Genomic DNA, 25,822 nt, shown 5'->3' on the forward strand with positions numbered 1-25,822 from the left:
CGGGGTGAGCGTAATGCAACAGCAAAAACCGCTGGAGGGCGCGCAGCTGGTCATCATGACCATTGCGCTGTCGCTTGCGACCTTCATGCAGGTGCTGGACTCCACTATCGCCAACGTGGCTATCCCAACCATCGCCGGTAACCTTGGCTCGTCCCTGAGCCAGGGTACCTGGGTGATTACCTCGTTTGGGGTGGCAAACGCCATCTCCATTCCGATAACCGGTTGGCTGGCAAAACGCGTGGGGGAAGTGAAGCTGTTCCTGTGGTCAACGGTGGCGTTTGCCATCGCCTCCTGGGCCTGCGGCATGTCCAACAGCCTGACGATGCTGATTTTCTTCCGCGTGATTCAGGGGATCGTCGCCGGTCCGCTGATCCCGCTGTCGCAAAGTCTGCTGCTCAACAACTACCCGCCGGCAAAACGCTCCATCGCCCTGGCGCTGTGGTCGATGACGGTTATCGTGGCGCCAATCTGCGGGCCGATCCTCGGCGGCTATATCAGCGACAACTACCACTGGGGCTGGATATTCTTTATCAACGTCCCGATCGGCGTTGCGGTGGTGATCATGACGCTGCAAACCCTGCGCAGCCGGGAAACCCGCACCGAGCAGCGGCGCATCGACGGCGTCGGGCTGGCGTTGCTGGTGGTTGGCATCGGCAGCCTGCAGGTGATGCTCGATCGCGGTAAGGAGCTGGACTGGTTCGCCTCCACGGAGATTATCGTCCTGACGGTGGTGGCCGTGGTGGCCATCAGCTTCCTTATCGTCTGGGAGCTTACCGACGACAACCCGATAGTCGACCTTTCGCTATTTAAGTCGCGAAACTTCACCATCGGCTGCCTGTGCATCAGCCTCGCCTATATGCTCTACTTCGGCGCTATCGTTCTGCTGCCGCAGCTGCTGCAGGAGGTCTATGGCTACACCGCGACCTGGGCGGGTCTGGCGTCGGCGCCGGTGGGGGTGATCCCGGTCATTCTCTCGCCGATCATCGGCCGCTTTGCCCATAAGCTCGATATGCGTCGGCTGGTGACCTTCAGCTTTATCATGTATGCGGTGTGCTTCTACTGGCGCGCATGGACCTTCGAACCGGGGATGGACTTCGGCGCATCGGCCTGGCCGCAGTTTATCCAGGGCTTCGCGGTGGCCTGCTTCTTTATGCCGCTGACCACCATCACCCTGTCCGGCCTGCCGGCGGAGCGGCTGGCGGCGGCCTCAAGCCTGTCGAACTTCACCCGTACGCTGGCGGGCTCTATCGGGACCTCGATAACCACCACCATGTGGACCAACCGCGAGGCGCTGCACCACGCGCAGCTCACCGAGTCGGTCACGCCCTACAACCCTAACGCCCAGCAGATGTATGACCAGCTGCAGGGGCTGGGGATGACCCAGCAGCAGGCGTCCGGCTGGATAGCCCAGCAGATAACCAACCAGGGGCTAATTATTTCCGCTAACGAAATATTCTGGGTCTCGGCGGGGATCTTTATCCTGCTGTTAGGCCTGGTGTGGTTTGCCCGACCGCCGTTCAGCGCGGGCGGCGGCGGCGGTGCGCACTAGCGTTAATACTAAGGGATCTGCGGATCCCTTTTTTATTGGCCGATAAAAACGCCTGCCTGTCCAGTTTGCGCTAGCTTCTGTCCACTGCGCTAAAGCGCCCCGCTCTCCTTGTCGTGCAGGATAAAGATCCAACTCAAGGAGCTCATCATGCTGAAAAATCCTCACCAAAAGTATCGCCCCTCGCCGGTGATATCCCTGCCCGATCGCCGCTGGCCGGACCGGCAAATTGCCCACGCGCCGCGCTGGCTCTCTACCGACCTGCGCGACGGCAACCAGGCGCTGGCGGAGCCGATGGACGGCGCGCGCAAGCTGCAGTTCTGGAACCTGCTGCTGGAGTGTGGGTTCAGAGAGATTGAAGTCGCTTTTCCGTCCGCATCGCAGACTGATTTCAACTTCGTTCGCCAGCTGATTGAGGAGCAGCGTATCCCCCAGGACGTCACCATTCAGGTGCTGACCCAGGCGCGGGAAGATTTAATCCTGCGCACCTTCGAATCGCTGCGCGACGCCCACAGCGCCACCGTGCATCTGTATAACGCCACCGCGCCTCTGTTTCGCCGGCTGGTCTTCGGTATGGAAAAAGCGCAGGTGGTTGAGCTGGCGACCCGCGCCACCCGACTGATCCGCCAGCAGTGCGAACAGCAGCCGCAAACGCGCTGGCAGTATGAGTATTCGCCGGAAACCTTCTGCTTTACCGAACCTGAGTTTGCGCTGGAGATCTGCGAAGCGGTGGCGGACATCTGGCAGCCCTGCGCCGAACGCCCGATGATCATCAACCTGCCCGCCACCGTGGAGGTCAACACCCCCAACGTCTATGCCGATCAAATCGAGTATTTTTGCCGTCACTTCTCGCGCCGCGCCGACGTCTGCATCAGCGTCCACCCGCATAATGACCGCGGAACCGGCGTTGCCAGCGCCGAGCTGGCGGTGATGGCCGGCGCCGATCGCGTTGAAGGCTGCCTGTTTGGTAACGGCGAGCGCACCGGCAACGTCTGTCTGGTCACCCTCGCCATGAACCTCTACAGCCAGGGCGTCGATCCTCAGCTCACCTTCCCGGAGATGAAGCGGGTCGTGGAGATCGTCGAGAGCTGCAACCAGCTGCCGGTTCACCCGCGTCATCCGTGGGCGGGAAGCCTCGCCTATACCGCCTTTTCCGGCTCGCATCAGGATGCGATTAAGAAAGGTTTCGACGCCCGTCGGCCCGGCGAAATTTGGCAAATGCCCTACCTGCCCGTCGACCCGCAGGACATCGGCTGCAGCTATGAGGCGGTTATCCGCGTCAACAGCCAGTCGGGTAAGAGCGGCAGCGCATGGCTGATTGAGCAGAATCACGGCTTAAAGCTGCCCCGCATGCTACAGCAGGATTTCAGCCTGCACGTGCAGCGCGCAACCGATAGCCACGGCAAGGAGATGACGCAAAACGCCCTGTGGCAGCTGTTTCGCGAGCGCTACGGCCTGGTGGCTGCACCGCCGCTGGCGCTGCTGGATTATAAAAGCGACGGCCAGCAGGACGGCCAGCTCTCGCTGCAGGCGACGCTCAGGGTCTACGGCGAGACCCGCAGGCTGCAGGGGAACGGCAACGGGCTGCTTTCCGCCGCGGCAAGCGGGCTTAGCGCGCTGCTTAAGCAACAGTTTGTGATTAAGGATTATCACGAGCATACCCTCGGCGAACGCAGCGACAGCCGTTCGGTGGCCTATATCCGCTGCGTCTTGCCGAATGGCGACAGCCGCTGGGGGGTCGGGATCGATAACGATGTTGCCCGGGCCTCGCTCCAGGCGCTATGCAATGCGCTCAGCGGCGGCGATCACTCTGGCGAGCGGAAGTAATCGCTGGGAGCCATCCCCATCACCCGGCGGAACATGGCGCTGAAGGCGCTGTGGCTGCCGTAGCCAAGGTCCAGCGCCACCCGCAGGACCGACTGCCCCTGCGCCAGGCGCACCAGCGCTTCCATTAGTTTCGCCCGGCGCACCCATTCGCTCCAGGTCAGCGTTGTCTGCTGCTGGAAGTGGCGGTTGAGCGTCCGCTCGCTCATATTGCTCTCTTTTGCCGCCTGGACGCAGCTCCAGGCGTCGCCCGGCGTTTCGCGGACCTTTTGACATAGCCGGCGCAGCGCCTCGCTTTGCGGTTCGATCAGGCCAAAGGGCAGCACGGTCATGCCGCGGATCTCATCAAGAATTAATTCATAGACGCGCTCATCGCGGCTGCCGGGATCGTAGCGTTCGGCCAGCGTCAGCGAGGTGACGATCAGCTCGCGCAGCAGCGGCGAGATCTGCACGATCTGGCACGATGACGGCAGATCGGCGCGGGCAAGGGGATCGATAAACAGCGTGCGCGCCGCGACTGCGCCGGTGATCCGCAGCGCGTGGGGCGTACCCGCCGGCAGCCAAACGCCGCGCCCCGGCGGGACAACCCAGTAGCCAGCCGGCGTCTCCACCCGCACCACGCCGCTCAGGATATGCAGCAGCTGGACGCAGTCATGCTGATGCCACGGCTCGCTATCGCCATGGGCGTAATCATGGGCAAAGGGCACCAGGGAGCGATGCTGAAAGGAGAAGCGGGAAGTCGTCGACATCGCGGCGTGAGGATATCGGCCCGACGCTATCGCCGGGCCGTGGCAGAAGAACTAGATATGCAGTTCTTGCAGCGTTTCTTTCGGCAGCGCCAGCTCGTCATTGCTGTTGATGCGTACGTCGCGCTCAAGAATATGACGCGCGATGTCCTGAGCTTCTTCCAGCGAGTGCATGGTGTAGGTACCGCACTGGTAAACGTTGAGCTCAGGGATCTGGCTCTGCTCTTTTACCTTCAGCACGTCGGCCATTGCCGCTTTCCAGGCATCCGCTACGCGCTGCTCGTCCGGCGTACCGATCAGGCTCATATAGAAGCCCGTGCGGCAACCCATCGGAGAGATATCGATAATTTCCACACCCTTACCGTTGAGATGGTCGCGCATAAAGCCCGCGAACAGGTGCTCAAGCGTGTGAATGCCTCTTTCCGGCATCACTTCCTGATTCGGTATGCAAAAACGCAGATCGAAAACGGTAATTTCATCGCCGTGCGGCGTGTTCATTTTCTTCGCGACGCGCACCGCAGGGGCTTCCATTCGGGTATGGTCGACTGTGAAACTATCTAACAACGGCATTCTTCACCTCCGATAGTGATTTTTTTTAAAATAAAATGAACTCTTTTTACACCCGCTAGTCTGAGTATGTGAAAGACGCGCATTTATTATCATCATCATCCCTGAATCAGAGATGAAAGTTTGGCCACATTGATGTGGCCTTTTTCTTTTGTACCGCTTTTTGCTACGCGTGTCTCGCTAACAGAGCGCTAAACGGTTCGCTATCTTCCGCTTCTACCTTCTGCTGACGCACGGCTGACGCCTCACGCTCGGTAATGAAATCCTCTTCGCGTAAAATCTCCAGCGGCTCTTCCCGCAGCATCGTACGATACCGATCGGCCAGCTCCTTACCGGTGCCGCCAATCCCTTCTTCAAGCATAGAACGCAGAATGCGCGCCGAGAAAGTTAATTCCGGATCGTCGAAGCTGGCAACCAGCTCATCGCACACCTTCTGATAGGCGTCGCCGCCGTGAATGCCGTCCAGAATCTGCGCAACGCGGCGCAAATCGCGGAACAGATCTTTACCTACCTCAGCCAGCGGGAACTGCGCGCTTTCGCAGCCGATCCCCAACGTTAGGCCAGGCTTACGCCCTTCAAGAATCACCCGATTCCAGTTAGTGCGCGTACACAGCAGCTCGTCGCTGCTCATTTCCGGCGCATCGGCCAGCACGCACCAGACCATAAACAGATCGAGGAAGCGCACCTGCTGCTCGTCAACGCCAATCGGCGAGAACGGGTTGATATCCAGTGAACGAACTTCGATATATTCGATTCCGCCGCGCAGCAGCGCGTCAGACGGCGTCTCGCCGCTGCGGGTCACGCGTTTCGGGCGGATTGGCGCATAGAGCTCGTTTTCAATCTGCAGAATATTACTGTTAATTTGCAGGTACTTACCGTCTTTCTCGAGGCCAATTTCCGCATATTCCTGCGACGGGGTTTTAATCGCCCGCTTCAATCCTGCCACATACTCCTGCAGATCGTTAAACGTAATTCCGAGATTGCTTTGCGACTTATTGGTATAGCCGAGGTCGCTCAGGCGCAGGGAGGTCGCGTACGGCAGGTAATACATGCCGTTTTCCGCTTTCTCAAACGGCAGCGTGGTCGGTTTCCCCTGCAGGAAAGAGGAGCAAATCGCCGGGGAAGCGCCAAACAGATACGGGATCACCCAGCCAAAGCGGTAGTAGTTGCGGATTGAGCGGAAATAGCCCGCCGAAATGGCCTCTTTCCCGCTTTCCTCGTCCTCAACGCCGCACTTCGCCTGCCAGAACGCCATCGGCAGAGAGAAGTTATAGTGCACGCCGGAGATGGTTTGCATCAGCGCGCCGTAGCGGTTTTTCAGCCCTTCACGATACAGCGTCTTCAGACGGCCGATATTCGATGTGCCGTACTGCGCCAGCTCGATGTCCTGGCCCGGAGCAATATAGCAGGGCATGCTCAGCGGCCACATCCGCTCATCGCCGATATGGCGGGCGGTATAGCGATGAACATCGCGCATAAAAGTCAGCATGTGCTGAATATCGCCATCAACCGGCGTAATAAACTCCAGCAAAGCTTCAGCAAAATCGGTGGTAATCCATTTATGGGTCAGCGCCGAACCCAATGCCTGAGGATGGCCGGTAGTGGCCAGCGAGCCATCGGCGTTAACGCGCAGCGTTTCGCGCTCAAGGCCGCGATGAATGCCCTTTAGCGCCTGCGGATTTTTTTCCAGCCAGGCCAGCGCCTGTGATACGTCCGGGATCAATTTGACCTCCCGCCTGTCGAAATCATTTGAATAAGCATAATTGTAATGGTGACCATACAGGTTATTCCAGCAGACGTTATTGTTACAGCCTGTCCGGAGAGCCTCAGTTCCACAATTAGTGCCACCACATCATGCCCTGAAGCGTAACCAGCGCAATGACGATATAGCGCAGCGCTTTACCAAGGCATAAAAAAAAGAGCACTGGTCCCCAGGAAATGCGCATCCATCCCGCCAGTAAACACAGCAAATCGCCTATCACCGGCGTCCAGCTTAATAATAATGTGACCGCACCGTAGCGCTTTAACCAGCCGGAAGCCTTCTCCTGCCAGCGCGACGTTTTGCGCAGCGGAAACAGGCGCCCCAGAATAACGTTAGTTACCCCTCCAAGGCTATTGCCGATTGTTGCTATTAATACCAGCATCCACGGTTGGCTCGCTCCCGTAAGCAGCATAGCAACCAACACAACTTCCGAGTTACCGGGAAGCAGCGTGGCGCTGAGAAAGCTACTGGCAAACAGCGATATCAGCGATAGCGCGTCGCTCACAGCAGCCGAACGTCGACAGCATCCATCCCCGCGCGCTGTGCGGCCTGCAGACCAAAGTCAGCGTCTTCAAACACCACGCATTTTTCCGGCGCAACGCCCATGCGCTCGGCGCACAGCAGGAAGGTATCAGGAGCAGGCTTGTGGTTTGTTACGTGATCGGCGGCAATGACCGCGGAGAAATAGTGACGCAGGCCGAGATGGGCCAGCAGAGCTTCCGCAACGGCGCTTTCGCTGCCGGTGCCAACCGACATCGGGCGACGGCCGTGCCACTCTTTTACCACCTCAATCAGCGGTAAGGGGCGCACGCTATCCAGCAGCATCGCTTTGACGGCGTTGGTTTTTTCCAAAGCCAGGCGATGAGGGTCTAAATCCGCCTGGTTCATTTCGATAATCACCTGGGCAATACGCCAGGTCGGAGAACCATTGAGCGCGACCATCGCCTGTTCGTCGAAACGCATTCCGTAACGGCCCAGAACCTCGCGCCAGGCCTTACGATGCGTCGGCTCGGTATCAAGAATAGTGCCATCCATATCAAAGATAAGTCCTGCGTAACGTTCGTACATCGTGTTCTCACAAACCGGATAAGGAAAGGTTACTTTATCGCAAAAGGCGCATATTGTCGCGGGTGGAGGCAGAAGCAGCAAAGGCGCCACGGGGCGCCTTTATTATATCGATGCATCGGCTTATTTGATTTTCAAATCATTCTCAACCAAACGAACGCCCTGCACTCTGCGGGTCACCTCTACGGCGCGATTAGCATCCTTCTGTGACGAAACAAAACCGCTCAGCTGAACGCGGCCTTTGAAGGTCTGCACGCTAATTTCAGTGGATTTAATCTCTTTTTCGTTAAACAGCGCGGTTTTGACTTTGGTGGTCACGACGGTGTCGTCGATATAGCCGCCGGTACTTTCCTTCGTGGCCGATCCGGCACAGCCAGCCAGAGATACGGCAACCAGAAGCGTCGCGCAAAAGGCAGGTATTGCTTTGAACCATTTCATGGATTTCTCTCCTTGCACTCATCTCACCCGAATCAGGTCGATATACAGGGGTAAATTATAGTGGAAAGAGCAACTTGCCAATATTAAAAAGTGCGCAAGAGCGTGCAGAAACGGCTAAGCGACGGCGGCTGACGGGGTGGTTGGGCGATAAGGTTTTCGAACGCGGGACTATTTCGCAGACCGTGGAACAATTGTGTCAGGGTTATTTCAGGAGAAGATGGTGCATCCGGGAGGATGACTCACTGGGTTCGCCCTGCGGGCCGTCGCTTATGCGACGTTATCCTCCCTGGTGCTGGCGACTATCTCGCAGACCATGAGGCAATAATGTTGGGGTTATTTCAGGAGAAGATGGTGCATCCGGGAGGATGACTCACTGGGTTCGCCCTACGGGCCGTCGCTTATGCGACGTTATCCTCCCTGGTGCTGGCGGTTTTTTCGCAGACCATGAAGCAATAATGTTGGGGTTAGTTCAGGAGAAGATGGTGCATCCGGGAGGATTCGAACCTCCGACCGCTCGGTTCGTAGCCGAGTACTCTATCCAGCTGAGCTACGGATGCATCAGGGGGAACTTCTTTACTACGCTATCTTCCCTGGTGCTGGCGATTATCTCACAGACCATGAAACAACAGTATTGCTGTTATCTCGAAGAAGATGGTGCATCCGGGAGGATGACTCACTGGGTTCGCCCTACGGGCCGTCGCTTATGCGACGTTATCCTCCCTGGTACTGGCGATTATCTCGCAGACCTTGAAACAACAGAATAGCTGTTATCTCGAAGAAGATGGTGCATCCGGGAGGATTCGAACCTCCGACCGCTCGGTTCGTAGCCGAGTACTCTATCCAGCTGAGCTACGGATGCATCAGGGAGAACTTCTTTACTACGTTAACTTCCCTGGCGCTGGCGATTATCTCGCAGACCATGAAACAACAAAAGTGCTGTTATCTCGAAGAAGATGGTGCATCCGGGAGGATTCGAACCTCCGACCGCTCGGTTCGTAGCCGAGTACTCTATCCAGCTGAGCTACGGATGCATCAGGGAGAACTTCTTTACTACCAGCAAGCGCCGCAAATTAACCATTGCCACGCTTCACAAGATGGTGCATCCGGGAGGATTCGAACCTCCGACCGCTCGGTTCGTAGCCGAGTACTCTATCCAGCTGAGCTACGGATGCAAAATGGCGGTGAGGCGGGGATTCGAACCCCGGATGCAGCTTTTGACCGCATACTCCCTTAGCAGGGGAGCGCCTTCAGCCTCTCGGCCACCTCACCACACGCCTCTTTCGAGTGCTTCGAAGAACTTGTTTCTGCTCTTCGTCGCTGCGATGGCGCACATATTACTTTCTGGTACTTATAAGTCAAACAATTTTTCGAGACCTTTTTTCCGTTTGCACACTTACCGCGCAATCAGCCTGCAAAAACGGCAAAAAGAGCGTTTAATCAACAGAAATTCAGGGTTTACGGCCTGCTACGGGCAAAAAATAAAGATAGCCGACGATGGGCAAGTAACGGAAAAGAGAGGCGTCTGAAGTAGAAAATAGAGAGAAATCGACTGGCTGTGGGATGCGCCTCACGAAATCGCGAGGCGCGAAAGCCTTAGTAACTGGACTGCTGGGATTTTTCAGCCTGGATACGCTGGTAGATCTCTTCACGATGCACGGAGACTTCTTTAGGGGCATTAACGCCAATACGTACCTGGTTACCCTTAACCCCTAAAACTGTCACAGTGACCTCATCTCCAATCATGAGGGTCTCACCAACTCGACGAGTCAGAATCAGCATTCTTTGCTCCTTGAAAGATTAAAAGAGTCGGGTCTCTCGTATCCCGGCATTATCCATCATATAACGCCAAAAAGTAAGCGATGACAAACGCCTCACGGCGTAACGCAGTCATGGCATCACATTCTGTTAAACCTAAGTTTAGCCGATATACACAACTTCAACCCGACTTTATCGTTATCAGTGCTTCTCTTGCAAGATACCGTAATCCGAAGATCACGGCACCTATGCGTTTATAGTTATTACAGTTTTGCGCTTACCCAGCCTTTCACACTGGCTAACGCAGCAGGGAGAGCAGACGCATCGGTACCACCGGCCTGAGCCATATCCGGACGACCGCCCCCTTTGCCGCCCACCTGCTGAGCGACCATACCAACCAGCTCCCCTGCCTTCACGCGATCTGTCACATCCTTAGACACACCGGCAATCAGAGAAACCTTACCATCCGCAACCGTGGCTAACACTACAACCGTTGAACCCAGCTGGTTCTTCAGATCGTCAACCATAGTACGCAGCATTTTTGGCTCAACGCCGACCAGCTCGCTGACCAGCAGCTTAACGCCGTTAATCTCTTCCGCTTTGCTGGAGAGGTTTGCGCTCTCCTGCGCTGCCGCCTGCTCTTTCAGCTGCTGCAGCTCTTTTTCCAGCTGGCGGGTACGTTCCAGCGCGGAGCGTATCTTGTCACCGAGGTTATGGCTATCGCCCTTCAGCAGCTGTGCGATATCGCCCAGCAGATCGCTTTGGGAATGCAGACTCGCAATCGCGCCCTCACCGGTCACCGCCTCAATACGGCGCACGCCCGCGGCGGTCCCGGATTCGGAGGTGATGCGGAACAGGCCGATATCGCCGGTACGTGAAGCGTGAGTACCGCCGCACAGCTCGGTGGAGAAATCACCCATTTTCAGGACGCGAACGCGGTCATCATACTTCTCGCCGAACAGCGCCATGGCGCCAGATTCGCGAGCCGCATCGATATCCATAATGTTGGTTTCGATAGCCAGATTGCGGCGAATTTGCGCATTGACTAAATCTTCAACCGCGCGGATCTCTTCCGGCTTCATCGCTTCAAAATGCGAGAAGTCAAAGCGCAGCGCCTTGTCATTTACCAGAGAGCCCTTCTGAGCCACGTGCGTACCGAGAACCTGGCGCAGCGCGGCATGCATCAGGTGGGTCGCGGAGTGGTTCAGACGGATACGCTGGCGGCGAGCGCGATCGACATCGGCCTGCACCGCGTCGCCCACTTTCAGGGTGCCGCCAGCCACTTTGCCGATATGACCAATAGCCTGGCCGTACTTCTGCGCATCGCTGACGATGAACGAGAAGCCCGCGCCTTTCAGCTCGCCCTTATCGCCGACCTGGCCGCCGGACTCGGCATAGAACGGCGTCTGATCCAGAATAACAACCGCTTCCTGACCGGCGCTGACGGTATCAACCGCTTTGCCGTCGATGAACAGCGCGGTGACCTTGCCGTTCAGCTCCAGGCTATCGTAGCCTTTAAACTCTGAAGCCCCCTCAACGCGAATCATCGCGTTGTAGTCGGCGCCGAAACCGCTGGACTCACGCGCGCGACGGCGCTGCTCTTCCATTGCCGCTTCGAAGCCTGCCTCGTCAACTTTGATATTGCGCTCGCGGCACACGTCCGCGGTCAGGTCAACCGGGAAGCCGTAGGTATCGTACAGGCGGAAGGCCGTTTCGCCGTCCAGGGTGTCGCCTTTCAGCTTAGCCAGCTCTTCGTCCAGCAGCGCCAGGCCGCGTTCCAGAGTGCGGGCAAACTGCTCTTCTTCCGTTTTCAGAACATGCTCAACCTGAGCCTGCTGCTGCTTCAGCTCTTCGCCAGCGGAGCCCATGACCTCAATCAGCGGCGCAACCAGCTTCCAGAAGAAGGTATCCTTCGCACCGACCATATTGCCGTGGCGGACGGCACGACGAATGATACGACGCAGCACGTAGCCGCGGTTCTCATTCGACGGGATCACGCCATCAGCGATCAGGAACGCACAGGAGCGAATATGATCGGCAATCACGCGCAGCGACTTGTTGGTCAGATCGGTGGCGCCGGTCACTTTTGCCACGCTCTCGATCAGTTGACGGAACAGGTCGATATCATAGTTGGAGTTCACGTGCTGCAGAACGGCGGCGATACGCTCAAGGCCCATACCGGTATCAACGGACGGCTTCGGCAGCGGCTCCATGGTACCGTCGGCCTGGCGGTTAAACTGCATGAAGACGATGTTCCAGATCTCAATGTAGCGATCGCCGTCCTCTTCCGCGCTTCCCGGAGGGCCGCCCCAGATGTGGTCGCCGTGGTCAAAGAAGATTTCGGTGCACGGGCCGCAAGGACCGGTATCGCCCATTTGCCAGAAGTTATCGGAGGCAAACGCGCCGCCTTTATTGTCGCCAATGCGAATAATGCGCTCACGCGGAACGCCAACCTCGTTGGCCCAGATGTCGAAAGCTTCGTCATCGGTTTCGTAAACGGTTACCCACAGCTTTTCTTTCGGCAGAGCGAACCAGCTTTCGCCGGTTAACAGCTCCCATGCGTACTTGATGGCATCCTGCTTGAAGTAGTCGCCGAAGCTGAAGTTGCCCAGCATTTCAAAGAAGGTGTGGTGGCGCGCGGTATAGCCGACGTTTTCCAGATCGTTGTGTTTGCCACCCGCACGAACGCAGCGCTGCGAGGTGGTCGCACGGGAATAATTACGCTTGTCGAGGCCAAGGAACACATCCTTGAACTGGTTCATCCCGGCGTTGGTAAACAGCAGGGTCGGGTCGTTGTGCGGCACCAGGGAGCTGCTGGCAACTACCTGATGTCCCTTACTATGGAAAAAATCGAGAAACGCCTGACGGATCTCAGCAGTGCTCTTGCTCATAATTATCCTGAAATCAAGCTATACACTTCATCCTTCACGCCGCCTCGACGCTGGCTGCGCGCGTTCACCTCAGCTACGTACCTTTGTACGCCTCAGGGACTCACTCCGTTGCCGCCGTGATGCGGCGTGAATGATTTTGTGTATAAGGAATAATCGCCCTGGGCGCTGATTGCCTTTTAAACAGCCAGCGGCCGGACGGAATAAAGTGGGAATAAGATAAGTTTTCTTTACGGGGAAGTAAAATCCCCGATGGGTCAATCTGCAAAATTTCGCCAGATTTCCTGGATATCTTCCATTAAGTAGCCGCGGTACAGCAAAAAGCGCTGTATTTTAACTTTTTCTGCAAATACGGTGGGGAGCGGATCGCCATACTTTCTCTGCGCCTGCTCCTTCGCCAGCAGCGCCCAGTCGATTTCGCACTCGCGCATTGCGCGCTCGCTCTCTTCGCGGGCGATACCTTTCTGGTTCAGCTCCTGGCGGATGCGCGCCGGACCGTAGCCTTTGCGGCTGCGGCTGGCAATAAACTGGCGGACAAAGCGCTGGTCATCGAGGTAGCGGTTTTCGATGCACCAGCCCACAACGCGATCGACCTCTTCCGGCGTAACGTCCAGCGCCTCGGGGCCATTTTTCCCCATGACCGGCGCGGCCATCTTGCGCCGCAGCTCCTGTTCGCTATGGTCGCGCATTGCCAGAATACGAATCGCGCGATCCAGCAGGCGGGCGTAGCCGGAACGGCGGGATGAAGATTCAGTCACGAGCACCTCGATAATCAAAAAGCAAAAGGGCCGCATAAGCAGCCCCTTGTTTTCCCGTCTTATTTCAAATCGCATGCACGCTGGCCCTGCCAGCCCTGCAACCTGAACTATTCAGGAGACCATTACCTGAAGGTATCAGAAATCCTGCTCGCTTGCTTCTTCGCTTTTACCGTCAACCGCGAAGTCCGGCGTGGAGTCCTGGTTGTTCAGCAGCAGCTCACGAACTTTCTTCTCGATCTCTTTCGCCGCAGCCGGGTTCTCTTTCAGCCAGGAGATAGCGTTCGCTTTACCCTGACCAATTTTGTCGCCGTTATAGCTGTACCAGGCACCCGCTTTTTCAATCAGCTTCTCTTTCACGCCCAGATCGACCAGCTCGCCGAAGAAGTTGATGCCCTCGCCGTAGAGGATCTGGAACTCCGCCTGCTTGAACGGCGCGGCGATTTTGTTCTTCACGACCTTCACGCGGGTTTCGCTGCCAATGACGTTATCGCCATCTTTTACCGCACCGATACGGCGGATATCCAGACGCACGGAGGCGTAGAATTTCAGCGCGTTACCGCCGGTGGTGGTTTCCGGGTTACCGAACATCACGCCGATTTTCATACGGATCTGGTTGATGAAGATCAGCAGCGTGTTGGACTGCTTCAGGTTACCGGCCAGCTTACGCATTGCCTGGCTCATCATACGCGCCGCGAGGCCCATGTGAGAGTCGCCGATCTCGCCTTCGATTTCCGCTTTCGGCGTCAGCGCCGCAACGGAGTCGACCACCAGCACGTCTACCGCGCCAGAGCGCGCCAGCGCGTCACAGATCTCAAGCGCCTGTTCGCCGGTATCCGGCTGAGAACACAGCAGGTTGTCGATATCTACGCCCAGCTTGCGGGCATACACCGGATCCAGCGCGTGTTCTGCATCGATAAAGGCACAGGTTTTACCTTCACGCTGCGCGGCGGCGATAACCTGCAGAGTCAGCGTCGTTTTGCCGGAAGATTCTGGCCCGTAGATCTCGACGATACGGCCCATTGGCAGACCGCCGGCGCCCAGGGCGATATCCAGTGAAAGCGAACCGGTGGAGATAGTTTCCACGTCCATGGAACGGTCTTCACCCAGGCGCATGATGGAGCCTTTACCGAACTGTTTTTCGATCTGGCCCAGTGCTGCCGCCAACGCTTTCTGTTTGTTTTCGTCGATAGCCATTATTACTCCTGTCATGCCGGGTGGAACCGGGTAGTGAATTCTGTTCTGTTGAGGCAATTATACTGTATGCTCATACAGTATCAAGTGTTTTGTAGAAATTGTTGCCAGAGGAGCTGCAGGGCGTAGGCCGTGGCCTGACGGCGCACCGACTCACGGTCTCCGGCGAAACATTCGCGCTGCGTGATCCCCTGCCCGTTGGCGCAGGCGACGCCAAACCACACCGTTCCGACGGGCTTTTCTGCGCTGCCGCCATCCGGCCCGGCAACGCCGCTCACCGAGATCGCGTAGGTGGCGCGCGCAGCGCGCAGCGCGCCAATCGCCATCTCCACCACCACCGGTTCGCTCACCGCGCCGTGCTCAGCTAACGTCGCTTCGCTGACGCCAATCATCTGGGATTTAGCTTCATTGCTGTAGGTGACAAAACCGCGCTCAAACCACGCCGAACTGCCGGCGATATCGGTAAGCACTTTAGCAATCCAGCCGCCGGTACAGGATTCAGCCGTGCTCACCGTCGCGCCCTGCGCCTTCAGCGCCTGCCCAACCCGCTCACTCAGCTGCATTAATTCCGAATCAGTCATCGTCGCCTCGTTTAAGCCAGATAAAGAGGCCATCAAAGATAGCACTTTCAGCACAGATATGGGGATCGGGAGATGAATTTACGAGGGGGCTTGTGAAAATGGACGGTCCCGACGGGCCGGGACCGTAAAATAGCGCTTTACTTCATGCTGCCGGCAATCAGTTCGACGTTATGACGCATCATTTTCACGTAGCTGTCCGCCACGCCGCCCGGTTTTGACAACGCCTCCGGATAGAGCTCGCCGCCCGGCTGCGCGCCCGTCGCGTTGGCAATCTGCTTCACCAGCCGCGGGTCGAGCTGGTTTTCCATAAACCAGGTGTGCACGTTATCGGCTTTAATCTGTTTAATCAGCGCCGCAACCTGCGCGGCGCTGGCTTCACTTTCCGATGACAGCCCCTGCGGCGCAAGGAAGGTCACGCCGTAGGCGCGCCCAAAGTAGCCGAACGCGTCATGGCTGGTCAAAACCTTACGTTTCGCCTGCGGAATGGCGCTGAACTGGTTCTTCGCCCAGCCGTGAATCTCGTTGAGCTGGCCGATATAGCGCTTACCGGAGACCTCAAGCGCCGCTTTATCCTCAGGGTCGGCTTTGACCAGCCCGCTGAGGATATTTTGCGCGTAAAGCGCGCCGTTGGCAGCGCTGTTCCAGGCGTGCGGATCGGTCACCGTTTTCCCGTCCTCATCGAGGGTATGCGTTTTTACGCCCGTCGATGCCACCACCAGCTCGCCTTTGAATCCCGATGCTTTAATCAGCCGATCGACCCACCCCTCCAGCCCGAGGCCGTTAACCACCACCACGTCGGCCTTGCTGAGTAAAGCGCTGTCCTGCGGCGATGGCTCAAAGGTGTGCGGGTCGCCGTCGGGACCAACCAGCGTATCGACATGAACATGCTCGCCGCCAACCTGCTGCACGATATCGCCCAGCACCGAAAAGCTGCTGACCACGTTGAGCGTTTTCGCCATCGCCCCCTGCGCCGCCAGGCCCAGCGCCAGCGCTAAAACTACCCCGGTACGTTTCATCATATTTTCCTTACCCCATTAATTTGCGCCAGCCGACCACCAGCCGGCTGCGCGTGCCAAAAAACACCGAAATAAAAAAGATCCCGCTGGCGGTCAGCACGATGGCGGGGCCGGCGGGCAAATTCGCCGCCCACGACAGGCTGAGCCCCATCCAGGCGCAGGCGCTGCCGATCAGCGCCGCCAGCAGCAGGATGGCGGGCAGCGTTCGCGCCCAGCAGCAGGCGGCCACCGCCGGGAGCATCATCACCCCCACCGCCATCAGGGTGCCCAGCACCTGAAAACCCGCCACCAGGTTCAGCACCAGCAGCGCCAGAAACAGGCCGTGCAGTAGCGCGGGCAGCCGGCGGTTATTCACCTGCAGCCACGCGCTGTCAAAGGCCTCGCTCACCAGCCCGCGATAGAGCAGCGCGATGCAAATAAGCGTCAGGCTGGCAACCCCGGCGACGAACAGCGCCGCGTCGTTATCCACCGCCAGAATCGAACCAAACAGCAAATGCAGCAGATCGACGCTGGAGCCACGCAGCGAAACCAGCGTCACCCCCAGCGCCAGCGAGCCCAGATAAAACCCGGCGAAGCTGGCGTCTTCTTTAAGCGGCGTGCGGCGGCTGACCCACCCCGCCACCAGCGCTACCGCAATGCCGGCGATAAAACCGCCCACCGACATCGCCAGCAGCGACATGCCGTTAAGCAGATAGCCCACCGCGACGCCGGGCAAAATCGCATGCGACAGGGCATCGCCCATCAGGCTCATGCGTCGCAGCAGCAGGAAAACCCCGAGCATGGTGGTGCTCAGCGAGAGGGCCAGGCACACCACCAGCGCCCGGCGCATAAAGCCGAATTCGATAAAAGGTTGAAAGAAGGTGTGCCAGATCATGCCAGCCTCGCGGAATCGAAGGCGGGAAGCACGTCGCCGGTCTCGCCCCAGCGGGCATTCCTCGGCTCCAGCAGCAGGGTTTCCGGGAAATATTCGGCGACGCGCTGATTATCGTGCAGCACCGCCAGCACGGTCTGTCCCTGCCGGTGCATCTCAAGGATCAGCGTCATCAGCTCGCGGCTGGTGGACTCATCGATCCCGGTAAAGGGTTCATCGAGCATCACCAGCGGAGCCTGCTGGACCATCACCCTGGCAAACAGCATGCGTTGAAACTGCCCGCCGGAAAGCGCTTCAATCGGCGTTTTCGCCATTGACGCCAGGCCGACGCGATCCAGCGCCGCGTCAATGCGCCGGCGAAGCTCACCGCGCAGTCCGCTCAGAAGCGAGACCTGCGGCCAGGCGCCCTGGCTCACCACGTCCCGAACCACGAGGGGAAACTGTGATTCCAGCGAATGCCGCTGCGCCAGCCAGCCGATAACCGGGCGCGACGCGCGCCAGTGCAGGCGGCCGCTCACCGGGGGAATAAACCCGGCCAGCGTTTTTAATAAAGTCGATTTACCGCAGCCGTTCAGACCGACAATAGCCATCAGGCTGCCCGCGGCGATAACGCCGCTCAGCGCCGGGGTAATCGCCAGCTCGTCATACCCGGCAACCAGGTTTTCCAGTTCAATCATGGCAAGGTTACCGCCCACCATGTCGCCAGCCACAGCAGCGCCAGCAGGACGCAGGCGAAACCTACGCGCAGCGCGGCGGAGCTTGAAAAAAGAGAAGTGAACATCTTTGCCTCAGTCAATATGTTATAACATAACACTATTGGATCGGCGGAATAATGTAAATCAGCGTCAACGAAGGGAAATGCTGCAAAATGTAACAGACTCCCCTCCGGGCAGAGGGAAGTCTCGGGGAAAGCTTACTGTCCGCGGGCCTGAGAAACGGCCAGGCCGAGCTGCCAGACGGCCATCGCGTAGTGGGTGCTGTGGTTATAGCGGGTGATGGTGTAGAAGTTCGGCAGCCCGTACCAGTACTGGTAGCCGGTACCAATATCGAGGCGCAGCAGGCTAGCCTGCTGATGGTTACCCAGCGGCTGCGTTGGCGTCAGGCCGGCCGACGTCAGCTGCGATACGCTGTAATTGGTCTTAAAGCCGTTCTCCAGACCCGGGGCCTGACCCATTGCCGGTACCGCGACCAGATCGCCGCTCACCCAGCCGTGCTGCTTGAAGTAGTTGGCAACGCTGCCGATCGCATCCACCGGGTCCCACAGGTTGATATGCCCGTCGCCGTTGAAATCCACCGCGTACTGGCGATACGAGGAGGGCATAAACTGACCGTAGCCCATTGCGCCGGCGAAGGAGCCTTTAAGGTTCAGCGGATCGTCGCTTTCGCTACGCGCCATCAGCAGGAAGGTTTCCAGCTCGCCGGAAAAGTACTCGGCGCGTCGCGGATAGCTGAAGGAGAGCGTCGCCAGGGCGTCAAGAATGCGGGTTTTCCCCATCACGCGCCCCCAGCGGGTTTCCACGCCGATAATACCGACAATGATTTCCGGCGGTACGCCGTAGACCTGCCAGGCGCGGTTCAGCGCATCCTGATACTGATTCCAGAACGCCACGCCGTTTTGCACATTATCCGGGGTGATGAACTGCTTTTTGTAGCGCAGCCACGCGCCGTTCGGCCCGGACGGCGGCAGTCCGCTCGGCGCCTGGCGGTCCATCAGGCGCAGGACGTAATCCAGACGCTTAGCCTGGGAGAGAATTTCGTGCAGCTGCTGCCGGTCAAATCCGTGCTTGCTCACCATTTTGTCGATGAACTGCTCCGCAGCAGGATTGTTGGCGAAATCTCCCCCCATATTCATAACGTTATGCTGCGGCTCCAGCAGGAAGCCACCGGATCCTCCCGTGGTCTCCGTTACTGCGGTGGCTTTAGGTTTGCTGCTACAGGCAGCGAGGAGTACGCACAGCGGGAGTAATGCCAGATAGCGACGCTTCAACATGGGGCTTCCATTTAACAAATTCGGCAAAGGGTAATTATGGTAAAGCATGCGGCCGTCAACAAGGAAGCGGCAATGTATTCGCGGACAAAATAGTCCTGCCCGCCCCCTCTCTCCCCGCCCGAAGATCCTCTTCCCGGCCAATTTGCAGGGTGAAATTTTCATCCCATCGGCAATAAACTTTCAAATTAAAATATTTATCTTTCATTTTGCGATCAATTTAACACTTTTAAACCTTTCAAAATGATTAAAATCAGCTGCCAGTTAGCAAGAAAAATAACGCTACAAAGGAGAGAATGATGATTGAAGTTATTACCCACGGCGCCGAATGGTTTATCGGCCTGTTTCAGAAGGGGGGCGAGGTCTTTACCGGTATGGTTACCGGGATCCTCCCTCTGCTGATCAGTCTGCTGGTTATCATGAACGCGCTGATCAACTTTATCGGCCAGCAGCGGATCGAAAAGCTGGCGCAGCGCTGCGCCGGGAATCCCGTCTCCCGCTACCTGCTGCTGCCCTGTATCGGAACGTTCGTTTTCTGTAACCCGATGACCCTGAGCCTGGGGCGCTTTATGCCCGAGAAGTACAAGCCCAGCTACTACGCGGCGGCCTCCTACAGCTGCCACTCCATGAACGGCCTGTTTCCCCATATCAACCCCGGCGAGCTGTTTGTCTATCTCGGGATCGCCAACGGCTTAACCACCCTAGGCCTGCCGCTGGGGCCGCTGGCGGTGAGCTATCTGCTGGTCGGTCTGGTAACCAACTTCTTCCGCGGCTGGGTGACCGACCTGACAACCTCCATTTTTGAGAAAAAAATGGCCATCCAGCTTGCACAAAAAGTGCATCTGTCCGGAGCTGCATCATGACGCGTATTCGTATTGAAAAAGGGGCCAGCGGCTGGGGCGGCCCGCTTGAGCTGGACGCCGTCGAAGGCAAAAAAATAGTCTATATCACCGCCGGAACCCGCCCGGCCATCGTCGACAAGATCGCCCGGCTCACCGGCTGGCAGGCCGTGGACGGCTTTAAAGAGGGGGAACCGCCGGAAGCTGAGATCGGCGTGGCGATTATTGACTGCGGCGGCACCCTGCGCTGCGGCATCTACCCGAAGCGGCGTATTCCGACCATCAATATCCACGCCACCGGCAAGTCCGGGCCGCTGGCGCAATATATCCTTGAGGACATCTACGTCTCAGGCGTTAAGGAAGAGAATATCCACTCCGTCGCCGATGCCGGCGCCGACGAACCGGCCCCGCTTCAGCCCGCGGGTCGCGATTACGATGCCAGTAAAAAAATCACCGAGCAGAGCGACGGCCTGCTGGCCAGGGTCGGTATGGGAATGGGCTCCGTGGTGGCGGTGCTGTTCCAGGCCGGGCGCGACACCATCGATACGGTGCTGAAAACGATCCTGCCGTTTATGGCCTTCGTCTCGGCGCTGATCGGCATCATCATGGCCTCGGGCATTGGCGACTGGATTGCCCACGGCCTGGCGCCGCTCGCCAGCCATCCGCTGGGGCTGGTGACGCTGGCGCTGATCTGCTCCTTCCCGCTGCTGTCGCCGTTCCTCGGCCCTGGCGCGGTTATCGCCCAGGTTATCGGCGTGCTGATCGGCGTGCAGATTGGCCTCGGTAATATTCCGCCGCATCTCGCCCTCCCCGCCCTGTTTGCGATTAACGCCCAGGCGGCCTGCGACTTTATCCCGGTCGGCCTGTCGCTCGCCGAAGCCCGTCAGGAGACGGTGCGCGTCGGGGTGCCTTCGGTGCTGGTCAGCCGCTTCCTGACCGGCGCGCCAACGGTGCTAATAGCCTGGTTCGTTTCCGGATTTATTTACCAATAAGAGGTTCCTGAAGATGACCGTGATTTACCAGACCACCATTACGCATATCGGCGCCAGCGCGAAGATGGCGCTTGAGGATCGGATGCTGATTACCTTCCGCGAGGGCGCGCCGGCGGATATCGAAGAGTACTGCTTTATTCACAACCACGGCGAGCTCGTCGGCTCGCTGGCGCCGGGGGCGGAGCTCCAGCTGGGCGATCGGCGCTACCCGGTCACCGCGGTGGGCGACGTGGCGGAACAGAATCTGCGCGAACTGGGCCATATCACGCTGCGTTTCGACGGCCACCGCGTGGCGGAGTTTCCGGGGACGGTTCACGTGGCCGGCCCGGTACCGGAGGCAATCGCCCCCGGCTGTGTACTGAAATTTTTTGCTTAAGCTGTAAGGAGAGAACTATGAGTCAGGTTGCTGTTGTCATCGGCGGAGGACAAACCTTAGGTGAGTTTCTGTGTCGTGGCCTCGCCGCGCAAGGATATCGCGTGGCGGTGGTTGATATTCAAAGCGATAAGGCCACCCGCGTGGCGCAGGCGATTAACGCCGAGTATGGCGAAGGGACGGCGTACGGTTTTGGCGCCGATGCGACCAGCGAGGCCAGCGTCGTCGCGCTCGCCCGCGGCGTGGACGAGATATTCGCCCGCGTGGACCTTCTGGTTTACAGCGCCGGGATCGCCAAAGCGGCCTTTATCAGCGATTTTGCGCTGGGCGACTTCGACCGCTCGCTGCAGGTCAATCTGGTGGGCTACTTCCTCTGCGCCCGCGAGTTTTCACGGCTGATGATCCGCGACGGCATTCAGGGACGCATCATTCAGATCAACTCCAAATCCGGCAAAGTGGGCAGCAAGCATAATTCCGGCTACAGCGCGGCGAAGTTTGGCGGCGTGGGGCTGACCCAGTCGCTGGCGCTGGATCTGGCGGAGTACGGTATTACCGTGCACGCGCTGATGCTCGGCAACCTGCTGAAGTCGCCGATGTTCCAGTCTCTGCTGCCGCAGTATGCCCACAAGCTGGGTATTGCCGAAGATCAGGTCGAGCAGTACTACGTCGACAAGGTTCCGCTGAAGCGCGGCTGCGATTATCAGGACGTGCTCAACGTACTGATGTTTTACGCCAGCCCGCAGGCCTCTTACTGCACCGGGCAGTCCATCAACGTCACCGGCGGGCAGGTGATGTTTTAACCGCCGGTTCCCGGGTCGCGCCGCGATCCGGGTTCTTCCCGACGCCACGCCTTAAGGAGATTTTATGGTTAGCGCATTAATCACCGTCGCCGCCATCGCCTGGATCGCCCAGCTCGCCTTCGGCGGCTGGCAGATCCGCCGCTTTAACCGCGAGTTCGATAAACTCTGTCAGCAGGGCCGCGTCGGCGTGGGACGCTCAGCGGGCCGCTTCAAGCCGCGGGCCATCGTCGCCATTGCGGTTGATGAACACGACCGCATCAGCGGCACGCTGCTGATGAAGGGCCTGACCGTCTTCGCGCGTCCGCAAAAAATCCCGGCGCTTGACGGCAAACTTTTGCAGGAATTGCAGCCGGATATGATCTTTCCCCATGATCCGCTCTGTCGGAATGCACTATCATTAGCGCTTAAACCGAAACATGTATAATTTCGTTGTAAAAGTAAATATCTTGCGAAATTATCATATCGAAACTTTAAACGCAGGATATAACCGCTATGAAACCACGTCAGCGACAGGCCGCTATTCTTGAGCATCTGCAGTCGCAGGGTAAATGCTCGGTCGAAGAGCTGGCGCAACACTTCGATACCACCGGCACGACGATCCGCAAGGATCTGGTGACCCTCGAACATGCCGGAACCGTCATTCGCACCTACGGCGGAGTGGTGTTGAATAAAGACGAAAGCGACCCGCCTATCGATCATAAGACGCTGATCAATACCGCGAAGAAAGCGCGCATCGCCGAAGCCGCCGTGCGCTTTATTCACGATGGCGACTCGATCATCCTCGATGCCGGCAGTACGGTGCTACAGATGGTGCCCCTGCTCAGCCGCTTCAATAACATCACGGTAATGACCAACAGCCTGCATATCGTTAACGCCCTCTCTGAGCTCGACAATGAACAAACGATTCTGATGCCCGGCGGCACCTTTCGCAAAAAATCAGCTTCCTTTCACGGGCAGCTGGCGGAGAATGCCTTCGAGCAGTTCAGCTTCGATAAGCTGTTTATGGGTACCGACGGCATCGATCTGAACGCCGGCGTTACCACCTTCAACGAGGTTTATACCGTCAGCAAAGCGATGTGCAATGCCGCCAGGGAAGTGATCCTGATGGCCGACTCATCGAAGTTTGGCCGTAAGAGCCCAAACATCGTCTGCGGCCTTGAAAGCGTGGATATGCTGATTACCGATGCCGGTATCGACCCGACGTTCCAGCGGGCGCTGGAAGAGCAAGGCATCAAAGTGATTATTACTGGAGAAGATCATGAGTAACTTTCTGTTAGAAGCCGGACGCCAGACCCTGCTGCTGGAGCTCCAGGAGGCGAGCCGCCTGCCTGAACGCCTGGGCGACGACTTCATCCGCGCGGCGGAAACCATCATCCACTGCGAGGGTAAACTGATTGTTTCCGGCATCGGTAAATCAGGTCATATCGGCAAAAAGCTGGCCGCCACCTTTGCCAGCACCGGCACGCCGGCGTTTTTTGTCCACCCGGCGGAGGCGCTGCACGGCGATCTGGGGATGCTCGACGGCCGCGACGTGATGCTCTTTATCTCTTATTCCGGCGGGGCGAAGGAGCTCGACCTGATCGTGCCGCGGCTGGAAGAAAAATCGATTCCTCTGCTGGCGATGACCGGTAAATCGAAATCCCCGCTGGCGCTGGCGTCCAGGGCGGTGCTGGATATTGCCGTAGAGCGCGAAGCCTGTCCGATGCACCTCGCCCCGACCTCCAGCACCGTCAACACGCTAATGCTCGGCGACGCGCTGGCGATGGCGGTGATGCAGGCCCGCGGCTTCAATGAAGAAGATTTTGCCCGCTCGCATCCGGCCGGCGCGCTCGGCGCGCGGCTGCTGAATAAAGTCCACCATCTGATGCGTCGCGACGAGGAGGTGCCGCGCGTTGACGTCACCGCCAGCGTGATGGCCGCCATGCTTGAACTCAGCCGCACCGGGCTCGGCCTGGTGGCGGTATGCGATGCGCAAAACCGCGTCGAGGGCGTATTCACCGACGGCGACCTGCGCCGCTGGCTGGTGGGCGGCGGCACCCTTGAGGATACCGTCAGCCGGGCGATGACCCGCAGCGGCGTGACGCTGCAGGCCGAGAGCCGCGCGGTTGAAGCCAAAGAGCGCCTGATGAAGCACAAAATCAGCGCCGCCCCGGTGGTGGATGAGCGTGGCCAGCTGGTCGGCGCGATTAACCTGCAGAACTTTTATCAGGCCGGGATTCTTTAAGCCCCAGACGCTTCGCCAGCCGATGCAGGTTGGCGACGTCCAGCGCCAGCGCGCGGGCCGCTGCCGCCCAGCTGCGGTTATTCTCCGCCAGCGCCCGGGCGATCGCCTCGCGCTGGAATGACTCCGTCGCCTCACGCAGGTTTAGCGTCGGCGCCGGCGGCGCGGCGCTCGGCAGGTTCGGCGCGTCGCCGGCAAACTGAAAGTGCTGCGGCTCCAGCACGATTTCATCCCCCGCCTGGGTCGCCCGCGCCAGCACCACCGCGCGATGAATCGCATGCTCCAGCTCGCGAACGTTGCCGGGCCACGGCCAGGCGCCCAGCCTTGCCCGCGCGGCGTTGCTTAACACCACCTGCCCCAACCCCATCCGCAGGCGGCACTGCTCGCAGAAATAGCCCGCCAGCAGCACCACGTCCTGATCCCGCTCGCGCAGCGCCGGCACCGACAGCGGAAAGACGCTCAGCCGGTGATAGAGATCGGCGCGAAAGCGCCCTTCGACCACCTCCTGGCGCAGGTCGCGGTTGGTGGCCGCCAGCACCCGCACGTCCACCCGCAGGCTGCGATCGTCCCCGACGCGCTGAATGTCGCCATACTGCAGCACGCGCAGCAGCTTCGCCTGCAGCGCCAGCGACAGCTCGCCGATCTCATCGAGGAACAGCGTGCCGTTATCGGCCATTTCAAACTTGCCGCTGCGGTTGCTGATAGCCCCGGTAAACGCTCCTTTAACGTGGCCAAACAGCTCGCTCTCGGCAACGCTTTCCGGCAGCGCCGCGCAGTTGAGGTAGACCAGCGGATTGGCGGCGCGCGGCGAGCCCTGATGCACGGCTTTCGCCACCAGCTCCTTGCCGGTGCCGGTTTCACCGTCAATCAGCACGTTGAGATCCGATGCCGCGACGATATCAATCTCCTTTTTCAGCTGCAGCATCGGCGCCGAAAGGCCAATAATCTCCTGGCGCTCGGCGGCCGGGTAGCTCACGCTCGGCTCCGGCAGCACGTTCTGGTTCTCCAGGCGGGCGATCAGCAGCGCATTGTTGAGCGCCCCCGCCACCAGCGCGGCAATCAGCCGCAGCTCCTCATCGCTGAAGCTGTCAAAGCGGTCGGCGTCCATGCCGTCGAGGGTCAGCGCGCCGATCAGCGTCTGCCCGGCAAACAGCGGCAGCCCCACGCAGGCGTGAACCTTGAGGCTTTCCTGGCCGGGGATCAGCCCGTCATACGGGTCCGGCAGGTCGCTATCCGCCGGAAAGCGCACCACGTCGCCGGCGCGGGCGATCGCCTCCAGGCGCGGATGCCCTTCGAGGGAAAAGCGCCGCCCCAGCACGTCCTGGGCGAGGCCGTCGATGGCCAGCGGCACAAACTGATGCGCCTCATAGCGCAGCAGCGCCGAGGCATCGCAGCCGAGGATCTGCCGCAGGGTGGTAATCAGACGCAGGAAGCGGTCGGCATGGCCGATATCGCTTTGCAAATCAATGGCGATTTTCGCCAGCGCCTCTACGGAAAAGCTCATCGCTGCCTCACTGTCATTTTGACAATCACAATAGTCATAACGACTATTTTAACCATTGTCATTTTGACAGCAACGCTTTTAGCAAAAAATAATAAAAC

Annotated in this window: 25 protein-coding genes and 5 tRNA genes; 9 read left to right on the forward strand and 21 right to left on the reverse strand. The window is 58.7% G+C overall.

Going from position 1 to position 25,822, the window contains the following annotated elements; translation table 11 throughout:
* Positions 1–13 precede the first annotated feature (13 nt).
* Both emrB and leuA read left to right on the forward strand, forming a co-directional pair.
* A complete protein-coding gene (gene emrB / locus NWP14_RS20490) occupies positions 14–1,549 on the forward strand; it encodes a multidrug efflux MFS transporter permease subunit EmrB (protein ID WP_375215887.1) in 1,536 nt (511 codons plus the stop codon).
* Between the two features lie 147 nt (positions 1,550–1,696).
* A complete protein-coding gene (gene leuA / locus NWP14_RS20495) occupies positions 1,697–3,373 on the forward strand; it encodes a 2-isopropylmalate synthase (protein WP_375215888.1) in 1,677 nt (558 codons plus the stop codon).
* Here leuA and NWP14_RS20500 read toward each other — a convergent pair.
* The 20 genes from NWP14_RS20500 to mltB form a co-directional block, all read right to left on the reverse strand.
* Positions 3,352–4,119: a helix-turn-helix transcriptional regulator gene (locus NWP14_RS20500; RefSeq protein WP_331833965.1), complete on the reverse strand. Its 768-nt coding sequence runs from the start codon at positions 4,117–4,119 to the stop codon at positions 3,352–3,354. The genes leuA and NWP14_RS20500 overlap by 22 nt on opposite strands.
* 51 nt (positions 4,120–4,170) lie before the next feature.
* Complete coding sequence (gene luxS, locus NWP14_RS20505; protein ID WP_072051859.1) at positions 4,171–4,686, reverse strand: S-ribosylhomocysteine lyase; 516 nt, start codon at positions 4,684–4,686, stop codon at positions 4,171–4,173.
* A 163-nt stretch (positions 4,687–4,849) separates the two neighbouring features.
* Complete coding sequence (gshA, locus tag NWP14_RS20510; protein ID WP_375215889.1) at positions 4,850–6,406, reverse strand: glutamate--cysteine ligase; 1,557 nt, start codon at positions 6,404–6,406, stop codon at positions 4,850–4,852.
* 115 nt (positions 6,407–6,521) lie between these two features.
* Positions 6,522–6,950, reverse strand: coding sequence for a YqaA family protein (locus NWP14_RS20515; protein ID WP_095098373.1), 429 nt, complete (start codon positions 6,948–6,950; stop codon positions 6,522–6,524).
* Positions 6,947–7,513, reverse strand: a complete 567-nt coding sequence (gene yqaB / locus NWP14_RS20520) for a fructose-1-phosphate/6-phosphogluconate phosphatase (protein ID WP_095098378.1) — start codon at positions 7,511–7,513, stop codon at positions 6,947–6,949. The genes NWP14_RS20515 and yqaB overlap by 4 nt, the downstream gene beginning before the upstream one ends.
* Positions 7,514–7,633: 120 nt before the next feature.
* Positions 7,634–7,948 carry a BON domain-containing protein gene (locus tag NWP14_RS20525; RefSeq protein WP_095098381.1) on the reverse strand — a complete coding sequence of 105 codons (315 nt, stop codon included), beginning with the start codon at positions 7,946–7,948 and terminating at the stop codon, positions 7,634–7,636.
* 480 nt (positions 7,949–8,428) lie between these two features.
* Positions 8,429–8,505, reverse strand: a tRNA-Arg gene (locus NWP14_RS20530).
* A 225-nt stretch (positions 8,506–8,730) separates the two neighbouring features.
* A tRNA-Arg gene (locus tag NWP14_RS20535) sits at positions 8,731–8,807 on the reverse strand.
* 95 nt (positions 8,808–8,902) lie between these two features.
* A tRNA-Arg gene (locus tag NWP14_RS20540) sits at positions 8,903–8,979 on the reverse strand.
* Between the two features lie 64 nt (positions 8,980–9,043).
* Positions 9,044–9,120: transfer RNA gene (locus NWP14_RS20545), tRNA-Arg, on the reverse strand.
* Positions 9,121–9,124: 4 nt separating this feature from the next.
* Positions 9,125–9,217 (reverse strand) — tRNA-Ser (locus NWP14_RS20550).
* Positions 9,218–9,541: 324 nt separating this feature from the next.
* Positions 9,542–9,727: a carbon storage regulator CsrA gene (gene csrA, locus NWP14_RS20555; protein WP_000906486.1), complete on the reverse strand. Its 186-nt coding sequence runs from the start codon at positions 9,725–9,727 to the stop codon at positions 9,542–9,544.
* 239 nt (positions 9,728–9,966) lie between these two features.
* The gene (gene alaS / locus NWP14_RS20560; RefSeq protein ID WP_095098384.1) at positions 9,967–12,594 is read right to left on the reverse strand and encodes an alanine--tRNA ligase; all 2,628 of its coding nucleotides are present in this window, start codon (positions 12,592–12,594) and stop codon (positions 9,967–9,969) included.
* A gap of 254 nt (positions 12,595–12,848) precedes the next feature.
* Positions 12,849–13,349 carry a recombination regulator RecX gene (gene recX / locus NWP14_RS20565; RefSeq protein ID WP_331833990.1) on the reverse strand — a complete coding sequence of 167 codons (501 nt, stop codon included), beginning with the start codon at positions 13,347–13,349 and terminating at the stop codon, positions 12,849–12,851.
* Between the two features lie 135 nt (positions 13,350–13,484).
* Positions 13,485–14,543, reverse strand: a complete 1,059-nt coding sequence (recA, locus tag NWP14_RS20570; protein WP_095098387.1) for a recombinase RecA — start codon at positions 14,541–14,543, stop codon at positions 13,485–13,487.
* 80 nt (positions 14,544–14,623) lie between these two features.
* On the reverse strand, positions 14,624–15,121 hold the full coding sequence (gene pncC, locus NWP14_RS20575; protein WP_375215890.1) for a nicotinamide-nucleotide amidase: 498 nt from the start codon (positions 15,119–15,121) through the stop codon (positions 14,624–14,626).
* Between the two features lie 137 nt (positions 15,122–15,258).
* On the reverse strand, positions 15,259–16,137 hold the full coding sequence (locus tag NWP14_RS20580; protein ID WP_375215975.1) for a metal ABC transporter substrate-binding protein: 879 nt from the start codon (positions 16,135–16,137) through the stop codon (positions 15,259–15,261).
* Positions 16,138–16,147: 10 nt separating this feature from the next.
* Positions 16,148–17,011 carry a metal ABC transporter permease gene (locus NWP14_RS20585; RefSeq protein ID WP_095098396.1) on the reverse strand — a complete coding sequence of 288 codons (864 nt, stop codon included), beginning with the start codon at positions 17,009–17,011 and terminating at the stop codon, positions 16,148–16,150.
* Complete coding sequence (locus tag NWP14_RS20590; protein ID WP_370525550.1) at positions 17,008–17,706, reverse strand: metal ABC transporter ATP-binding protein; 699 nt, start codon at positions 17,704–17,706, stop codon at positions 17,008–17,010. Before NWP14_RS20590 ends, NWP14_RS20585 begins: the two co-directional genes overlap by 4 nt.
* Before the next feature lie 215 nt (positions 17,707–17,921).
* Positions 17,922–18,998 carry a lytic murein transglycosylase B gene (gene mltB / locus NWP14_RS20595; RefSeq protein WP_346430813.1) on the reverse strand — a complete coding sequence of 359 codons (1,077 nt, stop codon included), beginning with the start codon at positions 18,996–18,998 and terminating at the stop codon, positions 17,922–17,924.
* 296 nt (positions 18,999–19,294) lie between these two features.
* Here mltB and srlA point away from each other — a divergent pair, with 296 nt between their 5' ends.
* The 7 genes from srlA (at position 19,295) to gutQ (ending at position 24,223) form a co-directional block, all read left to right on the forward strand.
* Positions 19,295–19,858 (forward strand): PTS glucitol/sorbitol transporter subunit IIC, encoded by a 564-nt coding sequence (gene srlA, locus NWP14_RS20600; RefSeq protein WP_076946057.1) that lies wholly within the window; start codon positions 19,295–19,297, stop codon positions 19,856–19,858.
* On the forward strand, positions 19,855–20,826 hold the full coding sequence (locus NWP14_RS20605; protein WP_346430812.1) for a PTS glucitol/sorbitol transporter subunit IIB: 972 nt from the start codon (positions 19,855–19,857) through the stop codon (positions 20,824–20,826). The genes srlA and NWP14_RS20605 overlap by 4 nt, the downstream gene beginning before the upstream one ends.
* Positions 20,827–20,839: 13 nt before the next feature.
* Positions 20,840–21,202, forward strand: a complete 363-nt coding sequence (gene srlB, locus NWP14_RS20610; RefSeq protein WP_346430811.1) for a PTS glucitol/sorbitol transporter subunit IIA — start codon at positions 20,840–20,842, stop codon at positions 21,200–21,202.
* Positions 21,203–21,219: 17 nt separating this feature from the next.
* A complete protein-coding gene (gene srlD / locus NWP14_RS20615) occupies positions 21,220–21,999 on the forward strand; it encodes a sorbitol-6-phosphate dehydrogenase (RefSeq protein ID WP_095098409.1) in 780 nt (259 codons plus the stop codon).
* A gap of 64 nt (positions 22,000–22,063) precedes the next feature.
* Positions 22,064–22,423: a transcriptional regulator GutM gene (gene gutM, locus NWP14_RS20620; RefSeq protein ID WP_159874045.1), complete on the forward strand. Its 360-nt coding sequence runs from the start codon at positions 22,064–22,066 to the stop codon at positions 22,421–22,423.
* A gap of 68 nt (positions 22,424–22,491) precedes the next feature.
* Positions 22,492–23,265 (forward strand): DNA-binding transcriptional repressor, encoded by a 774-nt coding sequence (locus tag NWP14_RS20625; protein WP_095098414.1) that lies wholly within the window; start codon positions 22,492–22,494, stop codon positions 23,263–23,265.
* A complete protein-coding gene (gene gutQ / locus NWP14_RS20630) occupies positions 23,258–24,223 on the forward strand; it encodes an arabinose-5-phosphate isomerase GutQ (RefSeq protein WP_133600339.1) in 966 nt (321 codons plus the stop codon). Before NWP14_RS20625 ends, gutQ begins: the two co-directional genes overlap by 8 nt.
* Here gutQ and norR read toward each other — a convergent pair.
* Entirely contained in the window at positions 24,186–25,724 is a 1,539-nt protein-coding gene (gene norR, locus NWP14_RS20635; RefSeq protein ID WP_375215891.1) for a nitric oxide reductase transcriptional regulator NorR, read from the reverse strand. The two genes, gutQ and norR, sit on opposite strands and share 38 nt — an antisense overlap.
* Between the last annotated feature and the right edge of the window lie 98 nt (positions 25,725–25,822).

The organism is Klebsiella sp. C349492, from assembly GCF_042055345.1.
Classification (GTDB): domain Bacteria; phylum Pseudomonadota; class Gammaproteobacteria; order Enterobacterales; family Enterobacteriaceae; genus Klebsiella; species Klebsiella scottii.